The 24862-nt window shown below is 68.7% G+C and carries 19 protein-coding genes and 1 pseudogene; 12 read left to right on the top strand and 8 right to left on the bottom strand.

Going from position 1 to position 24862, the window contains the following annotated elements; translation table 11 throughout:
- Positions 1–214 precede the first annotated feature (214 nt).
- Together HV824_RS00970 and HV824_RS00965 are read left to right on the top strand one after the other, a co-directional pair.
- Entirely contained in the window at positions 215–886 is a 672-nt protein-coding gene (locus HV824_RS00970; protein ID WP_255207653.1) for a hypothetical protein, read from the top strand.
- Entirely contained in the window at positions 883–1509 is a 627-nt protein-coding gene (locus HV824_RS00965; protein ID WP_176416932.1) for a hypothetical protein, read from the top strand. The genes HV824_RS00970 and HV824_RS00965 overlap by 4 nt, the downstream gene beginning before the upstream one ends.
- Before the next feature lie 7 nt (positions 1510–1516).
- Here HV824_RS00965 and HV824_RS00960 read toward each other — a convergent pair whose 3' ends face one another.
- A complete protein-coding gene (locus HV824_RS00960) occupies positions 1517–4252 on the bottom strand; it encodes a PQQ-dependent sugar dehydrogenase (RefSeq protein WP_255207652.1) in 2736 nt (911 codons plus the stop codon).
- Positions 4253–4349: 97 nt separating this feature from the next.
- On the bottom strand, positions 4350–5075 hold the full coding sequence (locus tag HV824_RS00955) for a 1-acyl-sn-glycerol-3-phosphate acyltransferase (RefSeq protein ID WP_176416931.1): 726 nt from the start codon (positions 5073–5075) through the stop codon (positions 4350–4352).
- 186 nt (positions 5076–5261) lie between these two features.
- Between HV824_RS00955 and HV824_RS00950 the strand changes: the two genes are divergently transcribed.
- The 4 genes from HV824_RS00950 (at position 5262) to gndA (ending at position 9962) form a co-directional block, all read left to right on the top strand.
- Entirely contained in the window at positions 5262–6161 is a 900-nt protein-coding gene (locus tag HV824_RS00950) for an FkbM family methyltransferase (protein ID WP_176416839.1), read from the top strand.
- Positions 6162–6284: 123 nt separating this feature from the next.
- Positions 6285–7829 carry a glucose-6-phosphate dehydrogenase gene (gene zwf / locus HV824_RS00945; protein ID WP_176416838.1) on the top strand — a complete coding sequence of 515 codons (1545 nt, stop codon included), beginning with the start codon at positions 6285–6287 and terminating at the stop codon, positions 7827–7829.
- Complete coding sequence (gene pgl, locus HV824_RS00940) at positions 7826–8500, top strand: 6-phosphogluconolactonase (protein WP_368738001.1); 675 nt, start codon at positions 7826–7828, stop codon at positions 8498–8500. Before zwf ends, pgl begins: the two co-directional genes overlap by 4 nt.
- A gap of 37 nt (positions 8501–8537) precedes the next feature.
- Entirely contained in the window at positions 8538–9962 is a 1425-nt protein-coding gene (gene gndA / locus HV824_RS00935) for an NADP-dependent phosphogluconate dehydrogenase (protein ID WP_176422457.1), read from the top strand.
- 68 nt (positions 9963–10030) lie between these two features.
- Here the strand turns inward: gndA and HV824_RS00930 are convergent, their stop codons facing one another.
- Both HV824_RS00930 and HV824_RS00925 read right to left on the bottom strand, forming a co-directional pair.
- Entirely contained in the window at positions 10031–11149 is a 1119-nt protein-coding gene (locus tag HV824_RS00930; RefSeq protein ID WP_176422456.1) for a hypothetical protein, read from the bottom strand.
- On the bottom strand, positions 11149–11961 hold the full coding sequence (locus HV824_RS00925) for an Imm49 family immunity protein (protein ID WP_176416834.1): 813 nt from the start codon (positions 11959–11961) through the stop codon (positions 11149–11151). Before HV824_RS00925 ends, HV824_RS00930 begins: the two co-directional genes overlap by 1 nt.
- A gap of 144 nt (positions 11962–12105) precedes the next feature.
- Between HV824_RS00925 and HV824_RS00920 the strand changes: the two genes are divergently transcribed.
- The 4 genes from HV824_RS00920 to HV824_RS00905 all read left to right on the top strand — a co-directional run bounded on the left by HV824_RS00920 (position 12106) and on the right by HV824_RS00905 (position 15625).
- Positions 12106–13026, top strand: coding sequence for an AHH domain-containing protein (locus HV824_RS00920; protein ID WP_176422455.1), 921 nt, complete (start codon positions 12106–12108; stop codon positions 13024–13026).
- 22 nt (positions 13027–13048) lie between these two features.
- Complete coding sequence (locus tag HV824_RS00915) at positions 13049–13657, top strand: DUF1629 domain-containing protein (protein ID WP_176422454.1); 609 nt, start codon at positions 13049–13051, stop codon at positions 13655–13657.
- A 100-nt stretch (positions 13658–13757) separates the two neighbouring features.
- Entirely contained in the window at positions 13758–14099 is a 342-nt protein-coding gene (locus HV824_RS37070; RefSeq protein WP_255207651.1) for a DUF1629 domain-containing protein, read from the top strand.
- Positions 14100–14455: 356 nt separating this feature from the next.
- Positions 14456–15625, top strand: a complete 1170-nt coding sequence (locus HV824_RS00905) for an acyl-CoA dehydrogenase family protein (protein WP_176416831.1) — start codon at positions 14456–14458, stop codon at positions 15623–15625.
- An 11-nt stretch (positions 15626–15636) separates the two neighbouring features.
- On the opposite strand, the gene HV824_RS00900 is transcribed toward HV824_RS00905, so the two are convergent.
- The 3 genes from HV824_RS00900 to HV824_RS00890 all read right to left on the bottom strand — a co-directional run bounded on the left by HV824_RS00900 (position 15637) and on the right by HV824_RS00890 (position 19410).
- Positions 15637–17268 carry an acyl-CoA synthetase gene (locus tag HV824_RS00900; protein ID WP_176422453.1) on the bottom strand — a complete coding sequence of 544 codons (1632 nt, stop codon included), beginning with the start codon at positions 17266–17268 and terminating at the stop codon, positions 15637–15639.
- Between the two features lie 181 nt (positions 17269–17449).
- The gene (locus tag HV824_RS00895) at positions 17450–18853 is read right to left on the bottom strand and encodes a zf-HC2 domain-containing protein (protein WP_176416829.1); all 1404 of its coding nucleotides are present in this window, start codon (positions 18851–18853) and stop codon (positions 17450–17452) included.
- Positions 18850–19410, bottom strand: coding sequence for an RNA polymerase sigma factor (locus HV824_RS00890; protein WP_176416828.1), 561 nt, complete (start codon positions 19408–19410; stop codon positions 18850–18852). The genes HV824_RS00895 and HV824_RS00890 overlap by 4 nt, the downstream gene beginning before the upstream one ends.
- Positions 19411–19869: 459 nt before the next feature.
- Between HV824_RS00890 and HV824_RS00885 the strand changes: the two genes are divergently transcribed.
- Positions 19870–20877, top strand: coding sequence for a cupin-like domain-containing protein (locus HV824_RS00885; protein WP_176416827.1), 1008 nt, complete (start codon positions 19870–19872; stop codon positions 20875–20877).
- 27 nt (positions 20878–20904) lie between these two features.
- Here the strand turns inward: HV824_RS00885 and HV824_RS00880 are convergent, their stop codons facing one another.
- Entirely contained in the window at positions 20905–23649 is a 2745-nt protein-coding gene (locus tag HV824_RS00880) for a CHAT domain-containing protein (RefSeq protein ID WP_176422452.1), read from the bottom strand.
- Between the two features lie 452 nt (positions 23650–24101).
- On the opposite strand from HV824_RS00880, the pseudogene HV824_RS00875 reads away from it, so the two are divergent.
- Positions 24102–24848, top strand: a pseudogene (locus HV824_RS00875) (polysaccharide lyase); the annotation flags it as partial.
- Positions 24849–24862 lie beyond the last annotated feature (14 nt).

The following is a 24862-nucleotide window of genomic DNA, read 5'->3' as shown; positions in this document are numbered from 1 at the left end:
TCCCGTGGCGCTCTGGCCGGCGGGCAGCCTCCAACAGAGGGGCTGCTCGCTCCAAGCGGCGGGCGCCTGCTCCCTTACTCCCTCCGTCTGACATGCGCGCAAGTTCCTGTAACTCCAGGCCGTTTGGAAGAGGACGCCCCGCCACGTCCCGTCCGGAGGCCCTCACGCACGGAGAGGGTTGGCCGATACGCCCGGAGCGGGGATGCTCGCGGGAATGACCGGGCTACAAATCGGCATCTTCGCCAGCTTCATTGGGGTCGGCCTGGGGGCGGCGAGCATCGTCGGCTACGTCCGCTGGCGGCGCTGGCAGCGGCAGCTCCTCGTCTGGCAGGGCTTCGCGGCCTCGCGCGGCTGGTACTTCATGGCGACGCCGGGGTTCATGTACGCCACGGGGACCATGGAGCTGAAGGGCAGCCACGCCGGGCGGCCGTTCAGCGTGGAGACCGAGGACCGGGGCCGAGGCCAGGCGTTCCACTTCGTCACCATTGTCCGGCACGCGCTGGGTGACGGCTTTCCGCGCGAGGTGACCATCCGGCCGGAGACGGCGGGCGACAAGGTCCTCAAGCTGTTCGGCGTGAAGGACGAGGAACTGGGCGATGCCAGCCTCGACGCCGTGTTGGACTTGAAGAACGTCACCCCTCAAGCCCGCGCCGTCCTCCTCGGCGCGGACCTGCGGCGGCCCCTGCTGAACGTGGCCCGCACCTTCGAGACCTTCACCATCGAGGACGGCGTCCTGACGGCGGAGGTGCCGCACGTCCCACGCACCACCATTGAGCTGTACGGCCTGCTGACGCCCGTGCGAGAGCTGGCCGAAGCCATCCGGGGCGCGAGCGGCCATACCGTCGAGCGGGCGAAGCGAGAAGGCCAGGAAGGCGCCACCCCATGAGCCTCGGGTCCTGGTTCTCGTTCCTCCTGTATCTCCTCGTCGCGGCGGCGGTGATGAGGGGTGGCCTCGCCTTCTGGAAGAGCCTCCAGCGCCGCGACCAGTCCTGGAGACAGTTCGCGGCCCTTCGCGACTGGGGCTACACCCACTCCCTCGGGACCTGGGAGATTGGAGGTCTCCACCTGGGGCGGCAACTCCGCATCCGCTCGGAGTACCGCCGGAGCGGGGACAAGACGCGCCTCTGCACGGTGGTGACGCTGGAGCTCGGCCAGGTGCTGCCCCCGGACCTCCTCATCCGCCCCGAAGGCCTCGGCGACAAGCTCCTCAAGGCGGTTGGCAGACGGGACGAGGAGGTCGGCGACGCGGAGGTGGACGCCATGCTCAACTTGAAGAACCTCTCCGACGAAGCCCGCGACATCCTGCGAGCCCCGCGCGTGCGACATCAATTCCAGAGGCTGCGCCGCCAGTTCCCGAGCTTCACCATCGAGGACGCGCAGCTCAAGGCAGAGCGGCTCGGCATGCCCGACAGCGAGGAAGCGCTGGAGGCCCTGGTGTCTCCAGCGCTTCTGCTGAGTGAGGCCCTGCACGAGGCGGCCGAGCAGGGCCGGGCGCGCAAGCGCGGCTGAGCCGCGCTCAGGAGCGGCGCGACCGCCGCCGCTGGAGCGCGAGCCAGGCGAGCGAGCCCCAGGCCAACGGCGCCAGCGGCATCGCGTTGCAGCCGCAGCCGCCCGGCTCGTTGGGGGGCGGAGGCTGGGTGCCTCCGTCCGTGCCCGCGTCCGTCCCGGCATCGGTTCCGGCGTCCGTGCCCGCATCCGACGGCTGCGGCTCACAGGGGGCCTCCCCCACGCATACCGTCGCCTCGGCGGAGCCCTGCTGCCCCGTCGAGTCCACCACGACGAAGCGGACGCGGTGCCAGCCCGGCATCAGGTCCGTGGTGTCCCAGCGGTTGTGCTCGCCGCCGAAGTGGAAGTGGTTTCCGGTCTGCACGTCGGTGTAGCGGAGCACGTCGTCCACGTAGAACTCCGCGTGCGTGCAGCCCACGTCATCCACGCAGTCTCCATAGAACTCCGCCGTGGCGCCCGACACGCGCTCACCGTCCTCGGGGCGTGTGAGGATGGCGGTGGGCGGCGAGTCCGGGCTGACGGTGATGGTGAAGGTCTGCGTCGCGTCTGGCGCCACGCCATTGCTCACGAGCACGGTGACCTCCACCGCGCCCACCTCGGTGGGCTCCCAGGTGATGACGCCCGTGAGCGCATCAATGCTCATGCCCGCCACGGGGTTCACCAGCGCATAGGCGTGCGTGGGCCGCGCCGTCACCCGCACCTCGTACCGGTACGGATTGCCCACCACGGCGGTGGTCACCGGCGCGGAGAGGATGACGGGAGGCAGGGGGTCCGTGTCCTGCTCGCGGGCCTCGACCTCGCGCGCGTCCAGTCCAGGCGCGGCCACGGTGATGAGGGCCGTGCCGTCCTCGTTGTCCGCGTCCTGCGCGGCGGCCAGGGTGACCTCCTTGGGCGTGCTCCAGTCGGACGTGTTGAAGGTCAGCGTCGCCCCGGACTGGACGGTGAGGTCCTCGTCCCCGCGGGTGCGCGTCACGTTCACCGTGACGTTGCGCGACGGCCGCTGCGACAGCGACACGCCGAAGGTCGCCGTGCCGCCCTCGACAATCGTCACCTGCGCCGCGGTCAACTCCAGGCGCGGCGAGTTGTTGTCGATGGTGGTGGCCACCACCGCCACCTCCGGAAGCCCGTCCGCCATGACCATGAAGGTGGCGACATCCGGCGTCGAGTCTTCGTCCACCGCCGCGGTGAGCGTCACCACCTGGGGCACGCTCCAGTTGGACGCGGTGAACGTGAGCGCCGCGCCGCTGATGATGCTCAGGTCCTCGGAGCCGCCCAGCGCGCGGGCCACCTGCACGGCGACCTCGGAGGCCGGCGCGTCGGCCAGGCGCACGGTGAAGGCCGCGCGTCCACCCTCCTCGACGCGCGGCTGGAGCCCGGACACCACCAACTTCTGCCCCGGCGTCTCGGGCGTGATGCGCCGCAGGGTGCCGCCCGTCACGCCAATGGCGTAGAGCGCGCCGTCCGGGCCCACCGCCAGGTCCACCTGCGAGGAGAAGCCGGTGGCCCACGCATCCACGGTGGCCACCGAGTTGTCCGCTTCCAAGGTGACGCGCGTCACCTGGCCAGAGTTGTAGTCACCGAAGAAGAAGTCGTCCTGGTACTCCTCCGCGAAGAGCGTCGCGTCGTAGAAGACGCCGCCGGTGATGGAGCCGCCGAGTTGCTGCGTCGTGGCCGTGCCTCCACCGCTCGCGGCGTCCGGCTGCGACGGCTGCGCCACGGTGAAGGTCGTGGAATCGGTGACGCTGGCCACGTACAGCAAACCGTTGAAGCTCGCGTCCTCCACCCCGCTGAGCGTGAGCCGCTCCCCCTTGCGGAAGCCATGGTTCCCCGTGGTGGTGAAGGTGGCCACCCCGCCGCTGCGCACGGCGCCGCCCGCGGTGAGGTTGCGGGTATCGGTGCCGTTGGTGCGGTACTTGACGGCGGGGGTGATGAAGTCGTTTCCGCTGGGCTGATTGTTCTGGTAGTCGCTGTAGCCGGCATGGCCTCTGCGGGGGACGACAAAGACCTGCTCGTAGCTGGTGCCCACGCTGTTCACCCACAACTGGCCCGTGGTGGGCTGGAAGGTGAAGGTGAAGGGATTGCGCAAGCCGCGCGCCCAGATGTACTCGTTGTTGGGCCCCACGCCGTCGTTGAAGGGGTTGTCGTTGGCGGGCGTCCCATCCAGGTTCGCGCGGCTCACCTTGGACGCCATCGACGTCAGGTCCGCGTTCACGCCCGTGCCGTTGCCAAGGTCACCAATGGCCCAGTACAGCTTCCCGTCCGGCCCGAAGCCAATGGCGCCGCCGTCATGGTTCGCGCCCGCGGTGGGCAGCCGGCTGACGACGATGGTGCGCGCCGTGCCCGTCCCGTTCGCGTCCGTGTAACGGACAACCTGCTGCTCGGATGCGGAGACGGTGACGAAGAAATAGACGTAGCGGTTGACCACGTAGTTCGGGTCGAACGCGATGCCGATGAGGCCACACTCGCTGTTGGTGTGGACGGAGGGCTCCATCGCGAACACCTGCGTCACCAGCGTGCTGCTTCCTGGCTGTGTTTCGGGCTGGCCATCCTTCAGCGACACCACCCGGACTTCGCCCGTCTTGCGGATGATGAACAGGCGGCCCGAGCCATCCGGCGCCCATGCCATCCCCGTGGCCTGCGTGAGGGCGCTGGAGGTGAAGGGCGTCTCCACGAAGCCGGCGGGCACCGCGGCCCAGGCGGGCGAAGACACCCCCAACAACCCGAGTAACATCAAGATAGAGCGCATATCCGTTGAGGATAACGCACTTGCGACACCCTCCCTCGCCCGCGTTGCGCTACGCCGGGGCGGGCTTGAGCGTGGACAAGCGCGTGCGCGGAGACGCTCAGCCCGTCTTGGCCAACGTCTGCTCGAACAACGTGCGCACCTGCGTGGCCAGCTCCTGCGAGTCCGGACCGAAGGACTCCGGCGGCAGCGCGGGGAGCACGCGCACGCGGATGGAGGCGGTGGGGCTCATCCAGGGGCCGTCTCCGTCCAGCAGCCCCGGCGTGCCTTCCACCACCACGGGCACCACTGGAACGTGCTCCTCCAGCGCGAGCTGGAAGGCGCCCCGCTTGAAGGGCAGCAGCTGTCCGCCCTTGGAGTACGTCCCCTCCGGGAAGATGAGCACCGGCATGCCACGACGGAGCCAGCGCCGGCACGGGTCCAGGAGCTGGTGCATGGCGGTGGACGAGCCGCGGACGATGGGCACATAGGCCAGCAGCGTCATCATCCACCCCACCAGCGGCAGCGAGAACAGCGACGCCTTCGCCACGAACTTGTAGGGATGGAACAGGCCCATGACGGCGAGGATGTCCGCCGCGGACTGGTGGTTGACCACCATCACACAGGGCCCGGGCGGAATGAGCTCACGGCCTTCGATTCGCGTACGCCAGCCCGGGGATGCGTGCAGCCACAGGCCGTAGCACCAACGGCAGACCAATGCGTGCAAGAGCCGCCGGTCCCGGTCGAACGGGTACGTGACGACGAGCAGCAACGCGCCCAGGGTGAACAGCACCGGAGCGGTGAGCAGGAAGACGACCCAGAACCAGAGCGTGACGGCGTACTTCATGGCGAGGCCCCAGGCATACCACCTTCGGGCCCATCCCACGCCCCTCTCCTGACAGCCCCGCCTCCCCACGGCCGCTCCCCTCTCATCCAGTCAGCCGGCCTGGAGGGGCCCTGGGGACTGCCCTCCAGGGCAATCCGCCGTTCCTTGCCCATGGACCCGCCGCTGCCATAAAGACAGACCACCCCCATGCCTCCCATCGACCCCGCGCTCCGAGCCGCCCGACTCGCCCACACGTTCGTCCCCTTCAGTCAGCTGCGCACGGCGCGGTTGCTGCTGGGGCTGAACGGTCAGCAGCCGCTCGAGGTCCAGCGCAGGCTGTTCGGCTACGACCTGACATTGCAGGCCCACCGCAGCACGACGCACATGCTGCTGTACCTGCAGGGCGACGACTTCCTGTCGGACCTCCCGCTCATCGCGTCCCATCTGCGGCCGGGCATGGTGGCCTTCGACGTGGGGGCCAACATCGGCTACCTCTCCATGTACCTGCGCAGCCGCATCGGCCCGCTGGGACAGCTCTTCAGCTTCGAGCCCGAACCAGAGAACTACGCGGAGCTGGACGCCAACTTCCGGAGCAACCACCTGCACAACTGCCAGGCCGTCCAGGCGGCGGTGGGTTCGCGGGAAGGCGTCATCACCTTCGCCACGGGCCTCAACGGACACGTTCCCGAAGAAGGCGCGGAGGGCATCACCGTCCCGGTCGTCACCGTGGACGGCTTCGTCCAGAAGCAAGGCCTGTCACGCGTGGACTTCGTGAAGGTCGACGTGGAGGGCTTCGAGCTGGACGTGCTGGCCGGCATGCGGGCCACGCTCGAACGTCCGGACAAGCCCATCCTCTACATCGAGGTCCACGGACGGGGTGAGTATGCGCGAGCCGACCCTCGCCGCGTCTGCGAGGTGCTGGAGGGGCACTACAAGAACATCCGCGCCTACGTGTCCCCCGACGACTTCAAGGCGAAGCAGGGCGGCTTGCGCCGTCTGTGGGGCCGGGTGTCGCCTTTCGGTGACATTGAACAGGCGTGCCGGGTCGACCTGCGCGAAGTGAAGCAGCACGATACCCAGCGCTACCAACTGCTCTGCCTGCCTTGAAGGGCGCGGAGCAGGCACGCTCCGCAACGTCGGACCGGCGTCACTGCCCGCACTCTCCCTTGCATGGTGGCTGCTCGGAAGGCGTAAGGTGCCCGCCGGACCCAACCCGGAGGGAGGCAGCGAATGGACGCGCATCAGGGCCTGCACATCGAGACCCATCCTCGAGAAGGAGACCCGCTGGTTCGCGCCCGGCGGCCCGACCCGTGCGCGCTGGTGTTGTTCGGCGCCACCGGAGACCTGGCCCAGCGCAAGCTCTTCCCGGCCCTGTTCGAGCTGGCGCGAGACCACCTGCTGCCAGAGAGCTTCGCCGTCGTCGCCTTCAGCCGCTCCGAAGGGGACAGCGAGGCCTTCCGCGACCAGGTGAAGGCGTCCCTGCAGGAGTTCGCCCGCACCCAGCCCCTGGATGAGGCCATCTGGAAGGACTTCGCCCCGCGCCTGGAGCTCATCTCCGGCGGCTATGACGACCCGAAGTCCTTCGTGCGCCTGCGCGAGGAGCTCGACCGGGTCGCCCAGAAGTTCGGCACCCAGGGCAACCAGTTCTATTACCTGGCCACGCCGGCCTCCACCTTCCCCAAAATCCTCAACGGCCTGTCGGAGTCGGGGCTGCTCAAGCGCCAGGAGCAGGCCGACCCGCGCCCGTGGCAGCGGCTCATCATCGAGAAGCCCTTCGGCCACGACTTGGAGAGCGCCCGCGCGCTCAACCGCGAGCTGGCGGCGGTGCTGGACGAGCGGCAGATCTTCCGCATCGACCACTACCTGGGCAAGGAGACGGTGCAGAACATCCTCGTCTTCCGCTTCGCCAACGCCATCTTCGAGCCGCTGTGGAACCGGCAGCACATCGACCACGTGGAAATCACCGCGGCGGAGACGCTGGGCGTGGAGGGGCGCGGCGGCTTCTACGACGAGACGGGCGTCATCCGGGACATGGTGCAGAACCACCTGCTCCAGGTGCTCGCGCTGTGCGCCATGGAGCCGCCGGTGTCCTTCGGCGCCGAGGACATCCGCGACGAGAAGAACAAGGTCTTCCGCGCGCTGCGCCCGCTGGAGGGCCGCGAGGTGTCCCGCGCGGTGGTGGCCGGTCAGTACGAGGGCTACCTCCAGGAGAAGGGCGTGAAGGCCGGCTCGCGCACGCCGACCTACGTCGCCATGAAGATGAACATCGACAACTGGCGCTGGGCGGGCGTGCCCTTCTATCTGCGCGCGGGAAAGAAGCTGAAGCGGCGCCTGACGGAGGTGTCCATCCACTTCAAGTCAGTGCCCATCAGCCTCTTCTCCGGAGAAGGCGCCACCTGCCAGCGGCTGCAGCCCAACGTGCTCACGCTGCGCATCCAGCCCCAGGAAGGCATCGCGCTCTCCTTCGAATCCAAGGTGCCCGGCGAGGACGTCAACATCGCGGGCGTCACCATGGACTTCAACTACCAGGAGACCTTCCAGCGGCCGGTGCCCGAGGCCTACGAGCGCCTGCTGCTGGACTGCATGCGCGGCAACGCCACCCTCTACGCGCGGCAGGACAGCGTGGAGCAGGCGTGGACCTTCGTGACGCCCATCCTCCAGGCCCTGGAGTCCGGAGAAGGCGGACCGGCGCACGGCTACGCTGGTGGCAGCGCGGGCCCGGACGCCGCGGCCGCGCTGCTGGCCCGGGATGGCCGCCGGTGGGCGGGCCTGTGACCACCAGCGCGCGCACGCACGTCGTGCCGACCGAGTCCCTGCCCCGGGAGGCCGCGGTGTGGATGGCGCGCGCGCTCCAGGACACGCTCGCCACCCAGCGTCGCGTCAGCCTGGCCCTGTCGGGTGGCGGCACGCCGGGGCCCGCGTACCGGGCGCTTGCGGCGCAGGTGCTCCCCTGGGAGCGCGTGGACGTCTACTTCGTGGACGAGCGCTTCGTGCCGCCCGACCACGCGGACAGCAACTACCGGATGGTGGAGGACACGCTGCTGCGCCCCTTGCGGCTGTCACCGTCGCAGGTGTTCCGCATGGAGGGGGAGCGCGAGGACCGCGCCGCCGCCGCCAGGGACTACGCGGCGAAGCTGCCTCCCGTCCTGGATGTCGTGTTGCTGGGCATGGGAGAGGACGGGCACACGGCCAGCCTCTTCCCTGGCCACCCCGCGCTGGAGGAAACCGAGCAGCGCGTCCTGGCGGTGGTGGGCCCCAAGCCGCCGCCCTGGCGGATGACGTTGACGCTGCCGGTGTTGCGGTCCGCTCGGCGCGTGCTGACCCTGGTGTCGGGGGCGGGCAAGCAAGACACGGTGCGCCGGGCGCAGGCGGGGGACCTGAGTCTCCCCGCCGCCCGGGTGACGAATTCGGAGTGGATGTTGGACCCCTCCGCCGCCGGGCGGTGAGGGCTCCCTGTCGCGAACCTTCCAGGAGGAACCAACGATGAGTGAGGCAGCGGGCGCGCAGTTCGGCGTGGCGGGAATGGGCGTCATGGGGGCGAGCCTCGCCCTCAACATCGCGGACCACGGTTTCCGGGTGGCCGTATGGGACAGGCACGCGGAGCGCATCGACGAGATGCACCGCAAGCACGGCCACCCCGAGGTCTGGGGCACCGAGTCGCTGGAGGCCTTCGTCCAGCGGCTGGAGCGCCCGCGCAAGGTGCTGCTGATGGTGACGGCGGGCGCGGCGGTGGACTCCATGCTGGAGCGCCTGCTGCCGTTGATGGCGGAAGGCGACGTCATCATGGACGCCGGCAACTCGTGGTTCCTGGATACGCGCCGCCGCGAGGAGCAGTGCAGGTCCAAGGGCATCCACTTCCTGGGCGTCGGCGTGTCCGGCGGCGAAGAGGGCGCGCGCAATGGCCCCTCCATCATGCCGGGCGGCGCGCCCGCGGCGTATGAGCTGGTGCGGCCGGTGTTCGAGGCCATCGCCGCGAAGACGGACCTGGGCCCGTGTGTCACCTACGTGGGGCAGGACGGGGCCGGGCACTTCGTGAAGATGGTGCACAACGGCATCGAATACGCGGACATGCAGCTGCTCGCGGAGACGTACGACGTGCTGCGCCGCGGGCTCGGGCTGGACGCGGACGCGCTTGCGGACCTGCTGTCCAAGTGGGACCACGGCATCGCTGGCTCGTTCCTGCTGGAGACCACCATCAAGGTGCTGCGGCAGAAGGACCCGGAGACGGGCCGACCGCTGGTGGACCTGGTGCTGGACAAGGCGGGCCAGAAGGGCACGGGCAAGTGGACGGTGCAGGTGGCGCTGGACCTGGCCGTGCCGATTCCGTCCATCGCCGCGTCGCTGGACGCGCGCATCCTGTCGTCCATGAAGGACGAGCGCGTGGCCGCCGCGCCGAAGCTGAAGGGCCCGGCGGTGCAGCTCAGCAAGGAGGAACAGGCGCAGCTGGCGGCGTGGACGCACGACGCGCTCTACGCGGCGCGCGTGGTGACGTATGCGCAGGGCATGCGGCTCATCCAGGCGGCTTCCCAGGAGTATCAGTGGAACATCCACCTGGCGGAGCTGGCGCGCATCTGGCGGGGTGGCTGCATCATCCGCGCGAAGCTGCTCACGCCGCTGCGCGAGGCCTTCCAGCAGCAGCCGACGCTGCCCAACCTGATGGTGTCCGACGCCTTCGCGCCGGTGCTGGAACGCATGGCGCCCGCGTGGCGGCAGGTGGTGGGCGTGGCCACGCGCGTGGGCATCCCCGTGCCGGTGTTCAGCGCGTCGCTGGCGTACCTGGACAGCTATCGCACGGCGGAGCTGCCGCAGAACCTCACCCAGGCGCAGCGCGACGCCTTCGGTGCGCACACGTACCAGCGCAAGGACCGACCGGAGGCGGGCTTCGTCCACACGGAGTGGGGCAAGTAGTCAGGGCCCGGTGCTTCCCGGGCGCGCGCGTCACGGCGCTCGGGACGGCCTCTGGGCGGTGCGCTCTGTCAGCAGCGCGCCGGTGCCTCCCTCATCGGAGACCGAGCAGATGAGCGTCCGGTGCGAGGACGCGTAACCCCGCACGTAGGAGCGCGTGGCGACGCAGAGCGAGGCCACGCCGCTCGCCGCGCCGACATCTCCGAAGGCAATGGCGGGGAGCACGAGCCGGCTCTCCACGAAGTCGACCTGCTCATGGAGAAGCTGCTGGGCATGGCCCCAGACGCGCGCCTTCCATTCCTCACCGTTGAGGTCCAACAGGAGGTCTCCCCGGAACGGCTCCCGGACTCCGGCGGCCTCCAGCGTTCGCTGGACAGTCTGGCGAGCTTGCGTCCCCACTCGGGAGCCAACTGACTCCGGGAGCGGACAGGCGCATCCTCCTCCGAAGGCGCGTCGGGTGCGTCCTGAACCACGGCGGCCAGGATGCGAGACTCGGCCCGAGCTCCCCGCTGCCCCGCGTTCAGGGCCCGCTCCACCAGCACACAGGCCGCGGACTCGCTGGGGCACAGCCCCACGGGACGCTCGGACGTCTTGAGCCGCCCCTCGCGGATGAGGAGGTTGATGCTGGGGCGGTCCAACCAGGAATCGGTGCCCAGGATGAGGACGCGCTCCATGCTGCTGCGCGTGAAGAGCGCTTCGGCCCGCTGCACCGCCGTCGCCACGCCATGGGGCCCGCCGGTGATGAAGCCACCTGGAATCATCTGGAGCGGCAGTTGCGTCAGGCGCGCGAGCAGGTCCGCGCAGTAGGCCTCCAGCAACGCGGGGACCTCGGGGTCCGGCCAGAAGAAGCGCTCGAACAGGAGCGGGGGCAGCACCCAGGCGACGCCCGTCGTCTGCCAGAAGCGGGCGTCCTCGCGGCCCGGCAACTGGCCGTAGTCCACCAGGTCCTCCAGGGCCGTGACGGCCATGCGGACCCAGGTGCCCGACTGGATGAAGCCATTCGTGTAGCCCTCGATGGGCGCTCCCGTGACGGGCGCCTCGAGCTCGGCTTCGTCATAGGCAACCACCTGGGCCAGGGGGTGGCGCCACGTCAGGCCGGCGCGCTGCGCGGCGCAGCTGGTGACCACGTCGAATCCCAGGCTGGACACCATGCCCAGGCCACTGATGACGATTCCCGTTGCTGGAGGCATCAGCGTTTCGACTTCTTGCTTGGCTTTCTGAAGGAGCTGAAGGGCTCGGGGACGCGCCAACTGTCCGGGGCGGGCAGCTTGCGCAGGTGGAACCTCCGCGCGACGTCGGGCGCCAGCGGATGGTCCGGCGCCACGGTGAGCCCGGCGCGCTGGGCCAGCTCGATATAGGCCAGGATCTCGGTGGAGACGTGCGCGGTGGTGGCGGCCTCGTCGGGGTTCTGCGTCTCCTCGCGGCGCGCCTTGTCGTAGGCCTTGCGCTTCTGGTCGATGAGGGCTTCGAGCCCTTCGTCAAAGCGCTGCTGGTCCTTGTCGATGAGTCCCCAGCAGACGTCGAGATGCGGGTCGGGGTTCTCCTCGGTCAGCCTGGCGAAGAGCTCCAAGTCGGGCAGCAGCTCCTCACGCGGGACGTTTCCAAAGAAGAACGCCATGGGCAGCCACACTGCGAAGAAGTCCTCTTCGTATTCGCGCGTGGTGTCGGGCTTGCGTGGGCACAGCGGGGCCATGGCCCGCGCGGCCTCATCGTCCCGGCAGGCGACGGCGTCGAAGAAGGGCTCGGCCTTCGAGGTGAGCTTCTCTGCGTCGGGCGCGGTCGTGAGGAAGTGCAGGAAGGCGCGAGCGCTCTTGGACAGGTATGCGTAGAACGGCTCCGGGTCGCTGGTGGCCAGGAGCGAGCCCGTCGCGATGCGCCGATGGAGCAGGCAGATGTACGCGTAGTTCTGCAGCGCGGGAGGCGCGGCGATGACGCGCGGAAGCAGCTCCTCAAGCGCGGTGCCTGAGTTCTTGATGGCGATGGGGAGGAAGTTCGGCTTCATGTCGTCAACGCGGGTGAATGGCCAGACGCGCATTCTACGTCCGGGTCCGTCATGTGTCGCTGGCCTTGGCCGCAGGCCCTTGACCCTCCCGGATGCGTCCGGGACACTCGATGGCGCAGGCACCCTTCAGCTCGGGACCAGGCCATGTCGAAGAAGAAGGACACGGGGCATTTCGGGGACGCGGAACTCAACGACCTCCACCTCACCGTGAAGAGCACGACCGAGGGTGGCGCCTGCCTCACTGGCCATACGGGTGACTTCTCCGGCTTCAAGAACAAGGTCTCCTGCAATTACCGATATCAGGCCTACGAGCAGGCGGACAGCCACGGGGAAATCAAGGAACGACTGCACCGCTACAATGAGCACCCGCCCGAGCGGCGCCTCCAGACCTCCGCCTACCGGGCGAACAAGGGCGGCATGACGCCCGACCGCTACTGCGCCCACCTGGACATTCCGGAGCCGGGAGACTGGGACATCGGCGGTCCTCCGCGCGCCATCAAGCGCCGGACCTTCGCCAAGGGCAAGGTCCGCATCCCAGCCGGCTACAACTTCACGCAGGACACCTGGCCGTACTGGAACAACGCCCACCACTTGATTCCGAAGGGCACGTTGGACTCAGTCATCCAGAAGCAGGAAGCCAAGGTCAGCAACATGATCCAGAAGGCCCTGCTCAAGGCCAGGTACAGCATCAACCACAAGAAAAACATGTTGCTGATTCCGCAGGACCGCGAGGTCGCTGCGCTGCTCAACCTGCCACGTCATATCCAACTAAAGGATGACGATACGTCGTCGCTTCCGGCAACATGCACGGACCACCCTGTCTATAACGACATGGTGGACCGAATGAACACCGGCCTCGACAAAATCATCAAAGACTATAAAAACATTTGCGACCAAGCCAAAGAAGACGAACACGAAACTCCAGATACAGAACTCGACAAATCGCGTCTGGAAAACCTCTCCACCGAACTCCTTGAGCTAATCCTATCCTGGGGACGAACCGGAGGAACCGGCCCCTCACTCGACAAGAAGTCGACTCAACTCCTCAAGAAGAACTCATTCTAACATCAAAACAAGACAACCACCAATGAAATACCACCTCATCCATCTAATGCCTCGCGAAAATAGAAATTTCTGCTTCATCGACGACGAACCTGAAGGGATTGGGATAAAATCATACAAACTCGGGAAGGGCCTTCCTCTCGGCAGCGACTATCCACCGAACGCCCGCGTCTTCATGACCGACCGCCACAAAGGAATCCAGGTATCGGACCTCATCGAAAACGCATGCAACCTGCTCATCATCAGCAAAAGAGTCAAAGAGGTCATCGAGCGTGTCAACAAAGCGCCCACGGAGTACCTCCCCCTATCCATCTACAATCACAAGAAGCGTGCGGCCTCAACTGACTATTTCATCATCAACCCACTCGGCACATTCGACTGTCTCAATTTGGAGACCTCGGACATCGTGTACCACAACGACAAAGTGGTCGACGTCCGCAACTTCGTGCTCGATCCGCAGAAGCTTGAGAACGCACCTCACCTGTTTCGGGTCCAAGAGGATTCCTACACCTACATCATCAGCGAACAACTTCGGCAGGAACTGCGCACATTGGACCCACTCCCAACTAACTTTTTCATTACAGAACTTGAGCAGGTCCCATCTCACACCAGGCCCACCTCATCAACCGTCTGACCTGCCTCACGGAAGCGGCGACGCGTCCTACACAAACACAAGAACCGGCTCCACACCCAAGCTTTCAAACCACGCAAACCGCAATTCCAATCGAGACCGGATGAACTACTACCTCATCCTCCCAATGCCCCGACAGAAGCTCGAGTACTCTTTCATCGATGAACCCCCTGAAGGACTCGGGCTCAACAGGTACAAGGTTGGTCACGGCGAAAGGCTGGGTGCCGAGTACCCGGCAGCCACTCGGGTCTACATGACAGACCGGTACCAGGGCATCCAGGTTTCCGACTACGTGGAAAACGCTTGCGGCATGCTCATCGTCAGCAAGCGAGTCAAAGCGGTGTTTGAGCGCGTCAACCAAAGTCCTGTGGAGCACCTGCCACTGGCCATCTACAATCACAAGAAGAGACCCGCCTCCACAAACCACTTCATCGTCAACCCATAGGGGTCCTGGACTGCCTCAACCTGGACGCATCGGACATCAATCAATTCAAAGACAAGATCGTCCGCGTCCAAAGTCCTGTCCTCGACCCAGCCAAGCTCAAGCACCATCTCTTCCGGATGCGCGAACACTCGTATTCGTACCTGATGAGCGAAGTCATGGTCCAAGCGCTGCGCACGCTGAGCCCGCGCCCAACCCATTTCCTGCTCGACCTACTCGACCAAGTACCGGCGAAGTCCGCACATCCCCAGCCAGCATGACACAATGGCTGCCCATGACTGAATAGTCATGGCGCGCTGCATCTTTCACAAACACCGCACATCAGGCATCATTGAGGCTCTCTATCCGGAGCCTCGACCATGACGCTGGATGCCGGAGCGAAGCTGCTGCATGCGGTACGTGAGTTGGCCCCTGCCCTCTCCGCTCGCAGCGGGGAGATTGAACAGGCACGGCAGCTCCCCCTGGACCTCATCGCCACGCTGAAGGACCTCGGCGTCTACCGGATGCTGGTCCCGCGCAGCCACGGAGGACTGGAGCTGGACCTCGTCACGGGCCTCGACGTCCTCTCCGAGCTGGCCCGCTCGGACGCCTCCACCGCCTGGACGATGATGATTGCCTCGGAGAGCCCCCAGCTCTTCGCCCTCCTCCCCCGCGAGGAGTTCGACGCCGTCTACGCCCCGGGGCCCAATGCCACCGGAGGCGGCGCCTTCAATGCCCAGGGCAAGGCCGTGCAAGTGGACGGCGGTTACCGCGTCACCGGTCACTGGAACTTCGCCACCGGCTGCCGCACCAGTGAATGGCTGTTCGGCAACTGCGTCGTGCTCGGCCCGGACGGCAAGCCCCGCCCGGGCCCCGCCGAGGGCCTGCCCGAGACGCGCGCCATGCTGCTGCCCGCCAGCGAGGTCCGCATCATCGAGCACTGGGACGTGCTCGGCCTGCGCGGCACAGGCAGCCACGACATCGCCATTGACGCCTTCGTCCCCCTGCAACGCACCTTCGACATCTTCACCGGCCAGCCCTGCGTACCGGGCGCCAACTTCGTGGTGCCGGTGCTCCACTACGCCATGCACATCGGCGCGGTGGCGGTGGGCATCGCCCAGGGCGCGGTGGATGACCTGCTCGCCCTCGCCCGCTCGGGCAAGCGCCGGCTGTACGCGCGCACCTCGCTGGTGGACTCCCCCGTGTTCCGCAACCGCCTGGGCCGCGCCGAGACAGGCGCCCGCGCCGCGCACGACGCGCTCCGCCGCATGGGCGAGGTGTTCTGGGAGGCCTGCCAGGAGTCCCCCGTGAGCGCCTTCGGACTCGCGCCCCAGGTGTCCTCCACCCTGACCTGGGCCGTGGAGACGGCCGCCGAGGTGGTGACGGCCTGCTACCACGCGGGCGGCGCGACGTCCGTGCGCGACGGCGCCTCGCTCCAGCGCCGCTTCCGCGACATCCACACCCTCACCCAGCACGCGGCCGTGGCGGAGGGCTGGTTCACCCAGGAAGGCAGCGCCCTCCTGGGCTTCCCCGTCCTCTTCGAGGCCTGAAGCGCGCGGACCTACGCCCGCGTGGCGCGCAGCTCCGCGCGGCGAATCTTCCCGCTCACCGTCTTCGGCAGCTCGGTGACGAACTCGATTTCGCGCGGGTACTTGTAGGGCGCAGTCGTCCGCTTCACGTGCTCCTGCAACGCCTGCGCGAGCGCCGGGGATGCCGTATGCCCCGGCGCCAGCACCACGAAGGCCTTCACCCGCTGGCCAATCTTCTCGTCCGGCACACCGATGACGGCCGACTCCGCCACCGCGTCGTGCTCCAGCAGCGCGGACTCCACCTCGAACGGCCCCACGCGGTAGCCCGACGTCTTGATGACGTCATCCGCGCGCCCCACGAACCAGAAGTAGCCGTCCGCGTCGCGCACGGCCCGGTCTCCCGTTACGTACCAGTCGCCACGCCGGCACGCAGCGTTGGCCGCGTCGTCCCCGAGGTAGCCCTGGAACAACCCCACGGGCCGCTCGGGCGCCACGCGCACCGCGATGTCCCCCTCCTGCCCGTCCGCCACCTCCTGGCCCTGGTCGTCGATGACGCTCACCGTGAAGCCCGGGGACGGCTTGCCCATGGAGCCCACGCGCGGCGTCATCGAGGGGAACATGCCCACAATCATCACCGTCTCCGTCTGCCCGTAGCCCTCGTGAATGTGCAGCCCGGTGGCGTCCTTCCATGTGTCGATGACCTCCGGATTGAGCGGCTCGCCCGCGCTCACCGTGTGGCGCAGCGAGGACACGTCGAAGGCCTTCAAGTCCTGGAGCACCAGCGCGCGCCACGCGGTGGGCGGCGCGCAGAACGTCGTAACCTGCTGCGTCTCCAGCACCTTCAGCAACTTCGCGGGCTCGAAGCGGCCACGGAAGTCATAGACGACGTTGCACGCGCCCTGACTCCACGGCCCGAAGAGCTTGCCCCACGCGCACTTGGCCCAGCCGGTGTCGCTGAGCGTCAGGTGCCGGTCCTCCGGCGTCAGGTCCAGCCAGAAGCGGCCGGTAATCACATGCCCCTGCCCGTAGCTGGCCTGCGTGTGCAGCACCATCTTCGGCATGCCCGTGGTTCCGGACGTGAAGTAGATGAGCAGCGGCGCATCCGCGCGCGTGGGCTCGAAGGCCGCGCCCGCGTCCGCCACATCGGACGCGTAGCGCGCCCACGGCGACGGCGCGCCCTCGCCCACCGACACCCAGGTGCGGACCTTGCCCGCCGTCCCCACCAGGCCGTCAAAGCGCTCCAGGCAGCTCATGTCCGCAATCACCGCCTGGGCCTCCGCCACCTCCAGCCGGTAGCGGATGTCCTTCGGCGTGAGCATGGGCGTGCCCGGCATGAAGACGATGCCCACGCGAATGCAGCCCAGCACCAGGAACCACCACTCCGGCACACGCGGCATCATGATGAAGACCCGGTCACCCCGGCGCAGCCCCTGCTCCGCCAGGAAGCGGGCCGCGTGCAACGAGCGCCGCCGCAAGTCCTCCCACGTGAAGCGCCGCTCCTGCCCCGCTGCGTCGGACCACAACAGGGCCAGCGCCTCCGGGCGCTCGGCGGCGTGCCTATCGATGACGTCGGCCGCGAAGTTGAAGTGCTCGGGCCGCTCCCACCGAAAGTCCCGGCGGGTGGCCTCGTAGTCCTTCATGTTCCGAGGGGGTGACAGGGGCATGGCGGCCGACTCCTGGGCGGAAGAAACCAACCGCGAGAGCCTGCCACGCCGCGCCAGGTGCGTCCTCCGCGAGTCCCGCGTTCGCCCGGTGCCGGACACGCGCCCGCGCGAAGCCCACAAACGCAAGCGGCCGGCCCTGTCACAGGCCGGCCTCGCGCGCGACTTCATCCGAAGCGCGCGCTCAGTTGATTTCAGCGCACGGGAAGAGCGTGTTGTACGCGCCACACGTGCGCAGCGTGGCCAGCAGCAGGTGCTCGGCGTTGGCCGCGCGGCCGGACGCCTCCTCGCTCCGGGCCCGCTCACGCTCGGCCAGCAGGTTGAGCCACGGGTCCCTGGAGCCATGGGCGTAGCGCTGCAGGGCCTTGAGCGACTCCGCGTCCCGGGCGGCCTCGCCCGTGTGGAGCAGCGCGCCGACGTACAGGTCCGTCTCCTGGGAGACGCGCAGCCGCTCCAGCAGACCGGGGACGGACTCCCCTTTCACCAGCCGCGCATAGTCCTCCGCCAGCGGCGCACGCGCCTGGAAGTCATGAGCCGCCACATCCCGGACGTAGTCCTGGAGCACCGTGCCTTCCCCCAGCCGGTCCAACGCCGCGGCGAGCGGCAGCAGCGAAGCCACCGCGCCCGCCGAGGTGGCCGAGCGCACCACTTCATAGAGCGCCGCGCGCGTCACCGCGGGCTGCTGGTGCACCAGGTACGACGCATCCGCCGTCTTCTCGGTGAGCTGCGTCCACGTCTCCCGCACCTGGCGCCGCCACCGGGCGGCCTCCGCGTCACGCAGCGCGCGCATCTCCTCCGCGCGCTTCTCCGCGGCCACCTTCCAGCCCGCCTCCTGGCCCGGCAGCGACGCGACGTCGCGGAACGACGCCTCCGCCTGCTTCAGCAGGCCCAGGCCCCGCAGCGCCAGGCCCCGGTTCCAAAGCGCCTGCGCGTGCCGCGGCTCCTGGCGCAGCGCGCCGCCGAGCAGGTTCAGCGCCTCCTCCCACCGCTGCCCGCTGAGGGCCACCACCGCGCGGTCATTGTCCCGGTCCGCCGAGGCCGGTGCCCGCGACAGGAAGGACTCCGCCTGCTGCCAGTCCCCGCGCAGCGCATAGGCCGCGGCGATGCCCCGGAAGTCTCGCTGCTCCTCCAGCTCCGCCAGGGGACGCAGCGGCAGCGGGTTCGCGGCGCCGGACGTGCCGCGCATCGGCTCGTAGGGCAGGAAGCGGTCCGCCATCGGGTGGCTGAGCCGCGCCTCCAAGGTCCGCACGTCCGCGCCCGCCAGCCACACGTCGGCGGGGGCCTCCGGCTGCGCCTGGAGACGGAACACACCCACCGCCGCCAGCCCCGCCGCCAGCGCCACCGGCACCACCGTGCGGGACACCCGCTGCATCCACGGCCGCAGCGGCGTCACCTTCGCGGGAGGCGGCTCGGCGACGCTGGCGCTCCCCCCCAGGGCGCGGGAGGCCAGCAGCTCCAACTGGAGCAAGTCCCTCAGCCCCGCCTCGCATTCGGGACAACGTCCCAGGTGCTGGCGGAAGGCCTCCGCGTCGGGAGCGGACAGCTCTCCGTCCACGAAGAGGTGCAGATTGGTGCATGGCGTCATCATGAGCTCGTGGCCCCCTGCTCCCGGGCTACCACCACCTGGGGCAGCAGCAGTTCCTTCAAATCCCTACGGGCCAGGGTGAGCCAACTGCCCACGGTGCCCACGGGAACATTGAAATGCTCGGCGATGGCGTTGTAGCGCTTGCCCGCCGCGTGAAGGCGGTAGGCGTCACGCAGATGAGGCTTCAGCCGCTCGATGGCCTTCTGGAAGGCGTCCGTGCTCACCAGCTCCCAGTTCTCCTGGGTCTCGTCTGGTGACATCGCCAAATCCTGTACCAGCGCCAGGTGCGGCATCCCCCGGAACTCCGTCCGCTGGCGGCGGCAATAGTCCAGGAAGCGGTTCGTCATCGTCGTACACAGCCACGCAGCCGCCGCGGAGTCCGTCCGGTCCTTCAGATGCTCGAACTCCGGCATCGCCCGTTCGAAGGTCTCCTGGACGAGGTCCTCCGGCTCCAGGCTGGAGCGGGCACACAACCGGCGGGCCAGCCCTAGGAGGCTGGGCCGATGCTGACGGATGAACGCTTCAAAGCGCCTCCGCTCCCGGTTGAAGAGGTTGGACATTCAGCCCCACTCACATGCGCGCCTGCGCGTTACCCAGTCAGAAACGCGCGGCGTTCCAATCCTTGAGAAGAAAAAGAAAGACCCGGGCAGAAAAATGCCCGGGAGGGTGAAAACCCCCGCCCGGGCCTGGCGCTTAGCGGGCCTGACTGGGGCTCGGATGCTCCGGCCCGGCCAGGGGAGAAACCGCGGGCGGCGGCAGCGGGAGCCGCTTTCGCGGGGCGACGCTGGCCGTGTCGCAGTTGACGTAGGTGTTCTTCACGTGGGCTTCGCCGGACTCGGAATCCAAGCTACCGGCCATAAGGGATTCGACGGGCGTCATGAGCGCTCGCACCTCGCGATGGGGATGGTCTGAAAGCTAGACAGGGGTGATACGGCAACACGTACAGTCCTTATCACGACACGCGCCAACCCCGCGCATCTGACGGGATGACTCGCGACATGGAATTCACGGAGTTCTGAATGAGCAGGGAAGATTCGCGCCTGGCATTGGAGTGGCACACCTGGCTGGCGGAGAACCTCGCCCTGGGCGTGAGCACGGAGGACGCGCAGCGGGTGCTGGTGGATGCGGGCGTGGAGGCTTCGCTGGCGCAGCGGGAGATTGCCGCGGCGCAGGCGCACCCCTACGTGGTGGCGGCGCGGCGGATTGGCCGGCGCTACGAGTGGCTGGAGGCGCTGGCGGACCTCTACGCGGAGCTGCACCGCCAGTCCGGCGCGGTGACGCTGGAGAAGCGCCGCGGGGTGAGCCCGGAGGAGTTCTTCACCCGCTACTACTTCGGTCACCGGCCGGTGGTGCTGCAAGGCTTCATGGAGGACTGGCCGGCGATGCGCCGCTGGTCGCTCGCGGACTTCCGGGAGCGCTTCGGGGACGTGGAGGTCGAAATCATGTCCGGGCGCGACGCCAATCCGGACCATGCCTCGCAGCCCGACAAACACCGCCAGGTGGTGAAGCTGCGCGACTACGTCCAGCGGGTGGAGACGGACGGAGAGACGAACGACTTCTACATGGTGCCGCGCAACGAGAACTGGAAGCGCGACGGGCTGGCCCGGCTGCGCGAGGACATCCGCGCGCCCGCCGGCATCATCGACCCGGAGCTGCGCCCGGACATGACGACGCTGCTGCTGGGCCCACCGGGCACCGTCACCCCGCTCCACCACGACAACATGAACGTGCTGCTGGGCCAGGTGATGGGCCGCAAGCACGTGCGGCTGGTGCCGTCCTTCCAGCGTCACCTCGTCTACCCGCGCCATGGCACCTTCAGCGCCGTGGACGCGGCGAGCCCGGACGCGGCGCGCTTCCCGCTCTACGGCGAGGCCACCGTCCTGGAGGCCGTGGTGGAGCCGGGCGAGCTGCTCTTCCTGCCCGTGGGGTGGTGGCACTGGGTGCGCGCACTGGACGTGAGCGCCACTGTCACGTTCCATCATTTCCAGCTCCCGGGAGGCAACACGCACCTGAGGACTCCGCAGTAGACGGCCGCACCGCGCGGACGCCCGCACTCAATAGGACTCCACGAGGATGACGTGCCGGGTCCACCCGGCACGGCTGTCCCGCTCCAACCAGCGCTGACGCTCGTCCCGCAGGGCCACCGCCGGCGCGGCGCCTTCACGGATGCGGCGCCGGACGCCATCGAAGAAACGCCCGGCGGCATCCGGGATATCCACCGTGGAGGCCAGCACCGCCCGCGCGCCCGCGTCGATGAAGGCCGCGGGCAGGCTGAAGGGCTCGTGGCTGGTGGTGGTGCTCGCCGCGCGTCCGGCGCTGCACGCCGCCAGGAACACCATGGGCGCCCCCGTGAGCTTCTGCTGGCGCACCACGTCCGCGGTGAGCGCGTAGCGGCCGCTCGTCTCCGGGGACAGCACCACCAGCGACGCGTCCGAGAGCGCCGGGTCCATGATGCCGTGGGCGTGGATTTCGATTTCGGTGGCGTCCCGCATGTCCGCCAGCACGCGCGCGGGCGTGGCGTCCGAACCGGACAGCACCTGCAGCGGCACCGCCTCCGGCTCCTGCGAGGGCAGCCACTGCGGCAGCCGCGGCAGTTGGAGCAGCGCGGGCGCATCCACGCTGGAGACGACGAGCCGCCGGGCCGTGGGCGTGGTGCGCGGCTGGGCCGTGCGGCCGAGCCGGAAGCTCCAGGGCACCTCCGGCGGCAACAGGTCCGTGCGACCGAAGACAGGCGGCCAGGCGAGCACGTCCACGCGCTCGCAGCCACGCAGCACCGCGCGCAGCCGCTCCGGCACCAGCCGCGAGGTGTCCGCCCGGCTGAAGGGCCCCTGTCGGTCCGGCTCATAGTGGCCCAGCACCTGGCCTTGCGTGCCACGCGCCACCAGCACCGTGCGCTCGCCGTGCACCGCCGCCGCCAGGGCGCAGCGCCGAGGCACGGGCGTGCCGAGCTGCGCGGCCATCAGCTCCAGCGCCTGGGTGTACTCGCCCGCCTTGCCCGCGTCCGTGACGAGCGACGAATAGCTCAGCGCCCAGGCCTCGCGCGCCAGCGAATCTCCCCGAGGCAGCGCCTCCGCCTCGGTGAGGGTCTGCCGCAGCAGCGCCTGCCCCCGCGCCCTGTCGGAGTCCAGCAGGAAGCGGCCCTCCACGTAGCGGGCATACACCGCGTCGCTGGGCATGGGGTTGCTGTGGTTGGCCCACGTGAGGGCCCGCCGCAGCAGCGCCTCGTCCCCGGGCTTCGGCCGGGTGCGCGACAGCTCCGCCAGGTTGACGGCGAACAGCAGGCTCAGCGGCTCGTTCTCGCAGGCGGCGTTCGCGTCCACCTCGCGGCGCGCGTCGTCCATGCTGTTGTCCAGGTAGTACGTGTGGGCCAGGTTCTCCCGGGGCCAGACGCAGTTGCCGCGCCCGCGGGCGGACCACTCCTCCACATAGGCGCGCGAGCTGGCGAAGTCCCCGCGCGAGCGGGTGATGGCGGCCAGCGCCTCCAGGGCGGTGAACTCCATGTCCCACTCGCGGAGCTGGCGCGCCCAGGCCCAGGCGGTGCGGGCGTGCTGCTCGCCCTCGGTGAGACGCTGGAGGTCGGCGTAGAGGATGCCCAGCCGCAGCTCCAGGTCCACGCAGCGCGCGGACAGGCCGTCCTCGCGGCAGCGCTGGAGCGCGTTGAAGATGCGCTGCTCGGCCTTCCACCACTGGCCCTCGGCCGTCTCGCGGATGGCCTCCTCACGCTCGATGTAGAGGTTGAACCAGGGGTCGTTCTGGCGCTTCGCGCGCTCCACGACCTGGGTCAACATGCGGCGCGTGGCGCGCGTGTGCTGGGCCGTGCCCAGGAAGAGGTCGTCCTCTCCCGAGGCCAGCACCCGCTCCAGCAGCTTGTCCGGCTGGCTCAGCTTGCCGCGCACCAGCGACGCGTACTCGCGCGACAGTGCGCCGCGGCGCGTGAAGTTCCGGCGGCTCACCCGCTGGACGTAGTCCGTCAGCGTGGAGCCGCCGTGGCCGCGGTCCAGCTCCCGCGCCAGGGGCAGCAGGGCCAGGACACGCTCCTTCGACGGCGCCGCGCGGACCACCTCATAGAATGCCTGCCGGACGATGCCCGGGTCCTTTCGGGCCGCCTCCAGCGGAAGAGGTGCCTGAGGGTCATCCACCAGCGCCAGCGTGGCCTCGCGCGCTTCCTTCCACCGGCGGGCGCGCTCCATCGTGGCGTCGCGTTGCTCGCGGGCGTTGGCCTTCGCCTCGCGGCTCCAGCCCGACTCCCCCATCAGCGCCACCTGCTCGAAGGTGTCCGCCGCCTTCATCGTGAGCCCCATCGACTGGAGCACCAGCGCGCGGTTCCACATGGCCTGCGCATGCCTCGGCTGCGCCTTCAGCACGCCGTCCAGCAACCGCAACGCCTGCTCATGCGAGCCGCGGGCGAGGTACACCGCGGCCAAATCACTGTCGCGGTCCGGAGAGGCGGGCATGCGCTCCAGGAACGAGGCCGCCTGGTTCCACTCACCCTGAAGGGCATACGCGGAGGCGATGCCGGACAGGTCGCCCGCCTCCTCCAACCGGGCGAGGTCGCGCAGCGGAATGGGTTCGGGAGCAACGGGGCAGCCGCCCGCCGACGTGCGTGGCCGGTAGCGGTCCGCTTCGGGGTGCGTGAGCCGGGCCTCGATGCGTGACGCGGAGCGCCGCTCCGCCCAGAACTGCGCGGATACAGGTGCCCCGCTCCCCTTGGAGGGCGTGCGGGCAAGCAAGACGGTCAACACCAAGACGGGCGTGGCCAGCGCCAGGACCAGGACTTTGTCGTACGCCGGCTTCAACATACTGCCCCCTCGGGCGCCAACCCCCAAGCAGCCGCCCAACTACCGCGTTGTACACCATCCACCGTTCCCCACCGACTTCCGGCGGAGGCTGGGCAACCCGAAACAGCCGCCTGGCGCATCGCCACCCGCGGCATTTCGCCCGCTTTTTCCAGCCCACCTCCCCTACCGCCCGCCCACGCTCCGCTGGGTGGTCAGGCCGTGAACCAGGCGGCCTGACCTGGAGACGGCTTGCGCTGAAAACCTTGAGTGCAGGTCGTCCGCGCATCCCTCCGGAATCACTGCCTCCCAGGTGGAAAAAGCCAGGATGACGCCAGCGGCCCGCCCGTCAGGCCACCCTCCACATGAGACGGCGGGCCCACGTCCCCCCGAGGGTTTGACGAGAGGGCACGAGCGGGAAGCAGCACGTCCGCCTGAGTGTCCTACCGCGCCAACCTGGAACGAAAGGACCTCGCTTGACGCAGCTGCTTCGACTTGCCGCCCTGGTGTCTCTGATTCCCTCGTTCGCCTCCGCGGACGTGGTGTGGAAAGGCGACTTCGAGACGGGCAACACCTCGCAGTGGACGCGCAGTCAGAGCGTCTCCAACAACCGTCTCCAGGTGGTGACGGATGTGGTGCGTGAGGGCCGCTATGCGCTGAAGGCCACGGTGCGCCAGGGCGATGACCCCATCAACGCCAGCGGCAACCGCAACGAGTTGCTCTACATCAGCCAGGAGAAGGCGGACTCCACCTGGTACTACAAGTGGAGCACCCTCTTTCCCGCCGACTACCCGCTCGATGACAGGTGGCAGGTCTTCGCGCAGTGGCACCAGGAGGGCTGCTGCGGCTCACCGCCGCTGGAGTTCTACGTGCGCGGCGAAGAGATGCACATGCGCGTGGGCGGAGTGAATGGCAAGGTGCTGTGGACGGCCCCGCTCAAGCGCGGTGACTGGAGCGACTTCGTGTTGCAGGTGAAGTGGTCGTCCGACGCGAAGAAGGGCTTCGTCCAGCTCTGGCACAACAACGAGGTCGTCGTGCCGAAGACCTCCATCGCGACGCAGTTCGGCAAGGAAATGAACTACCTGAAGCTGGGCCTGTACCGCGACGACGCCATCCGTCCCGAGGCCAGCGTGTACCACGACGGCTTCACCATGGCCTCGACGCTGGAGGAGGTCATGCCGCCGCCGGCCCCGGCGCCGGCCCCCGCGCCGGAGCCGGGGCCGGCGGCGGCATGACC

The organism is Myxococcus sp. AM009 (genome assembly GCF_013372605.1).
GTDB lineage: Bacteria > Myxococcota > Myxococcia > Myxococcales > Myxococcaceae > Myxococcus > Myxococcus vastator.
The sequence above is the reverse complement of the archived record's forward strand: the minus strand, read 5'-3'. Positions and strand labels throughout refer to the sequence as shown.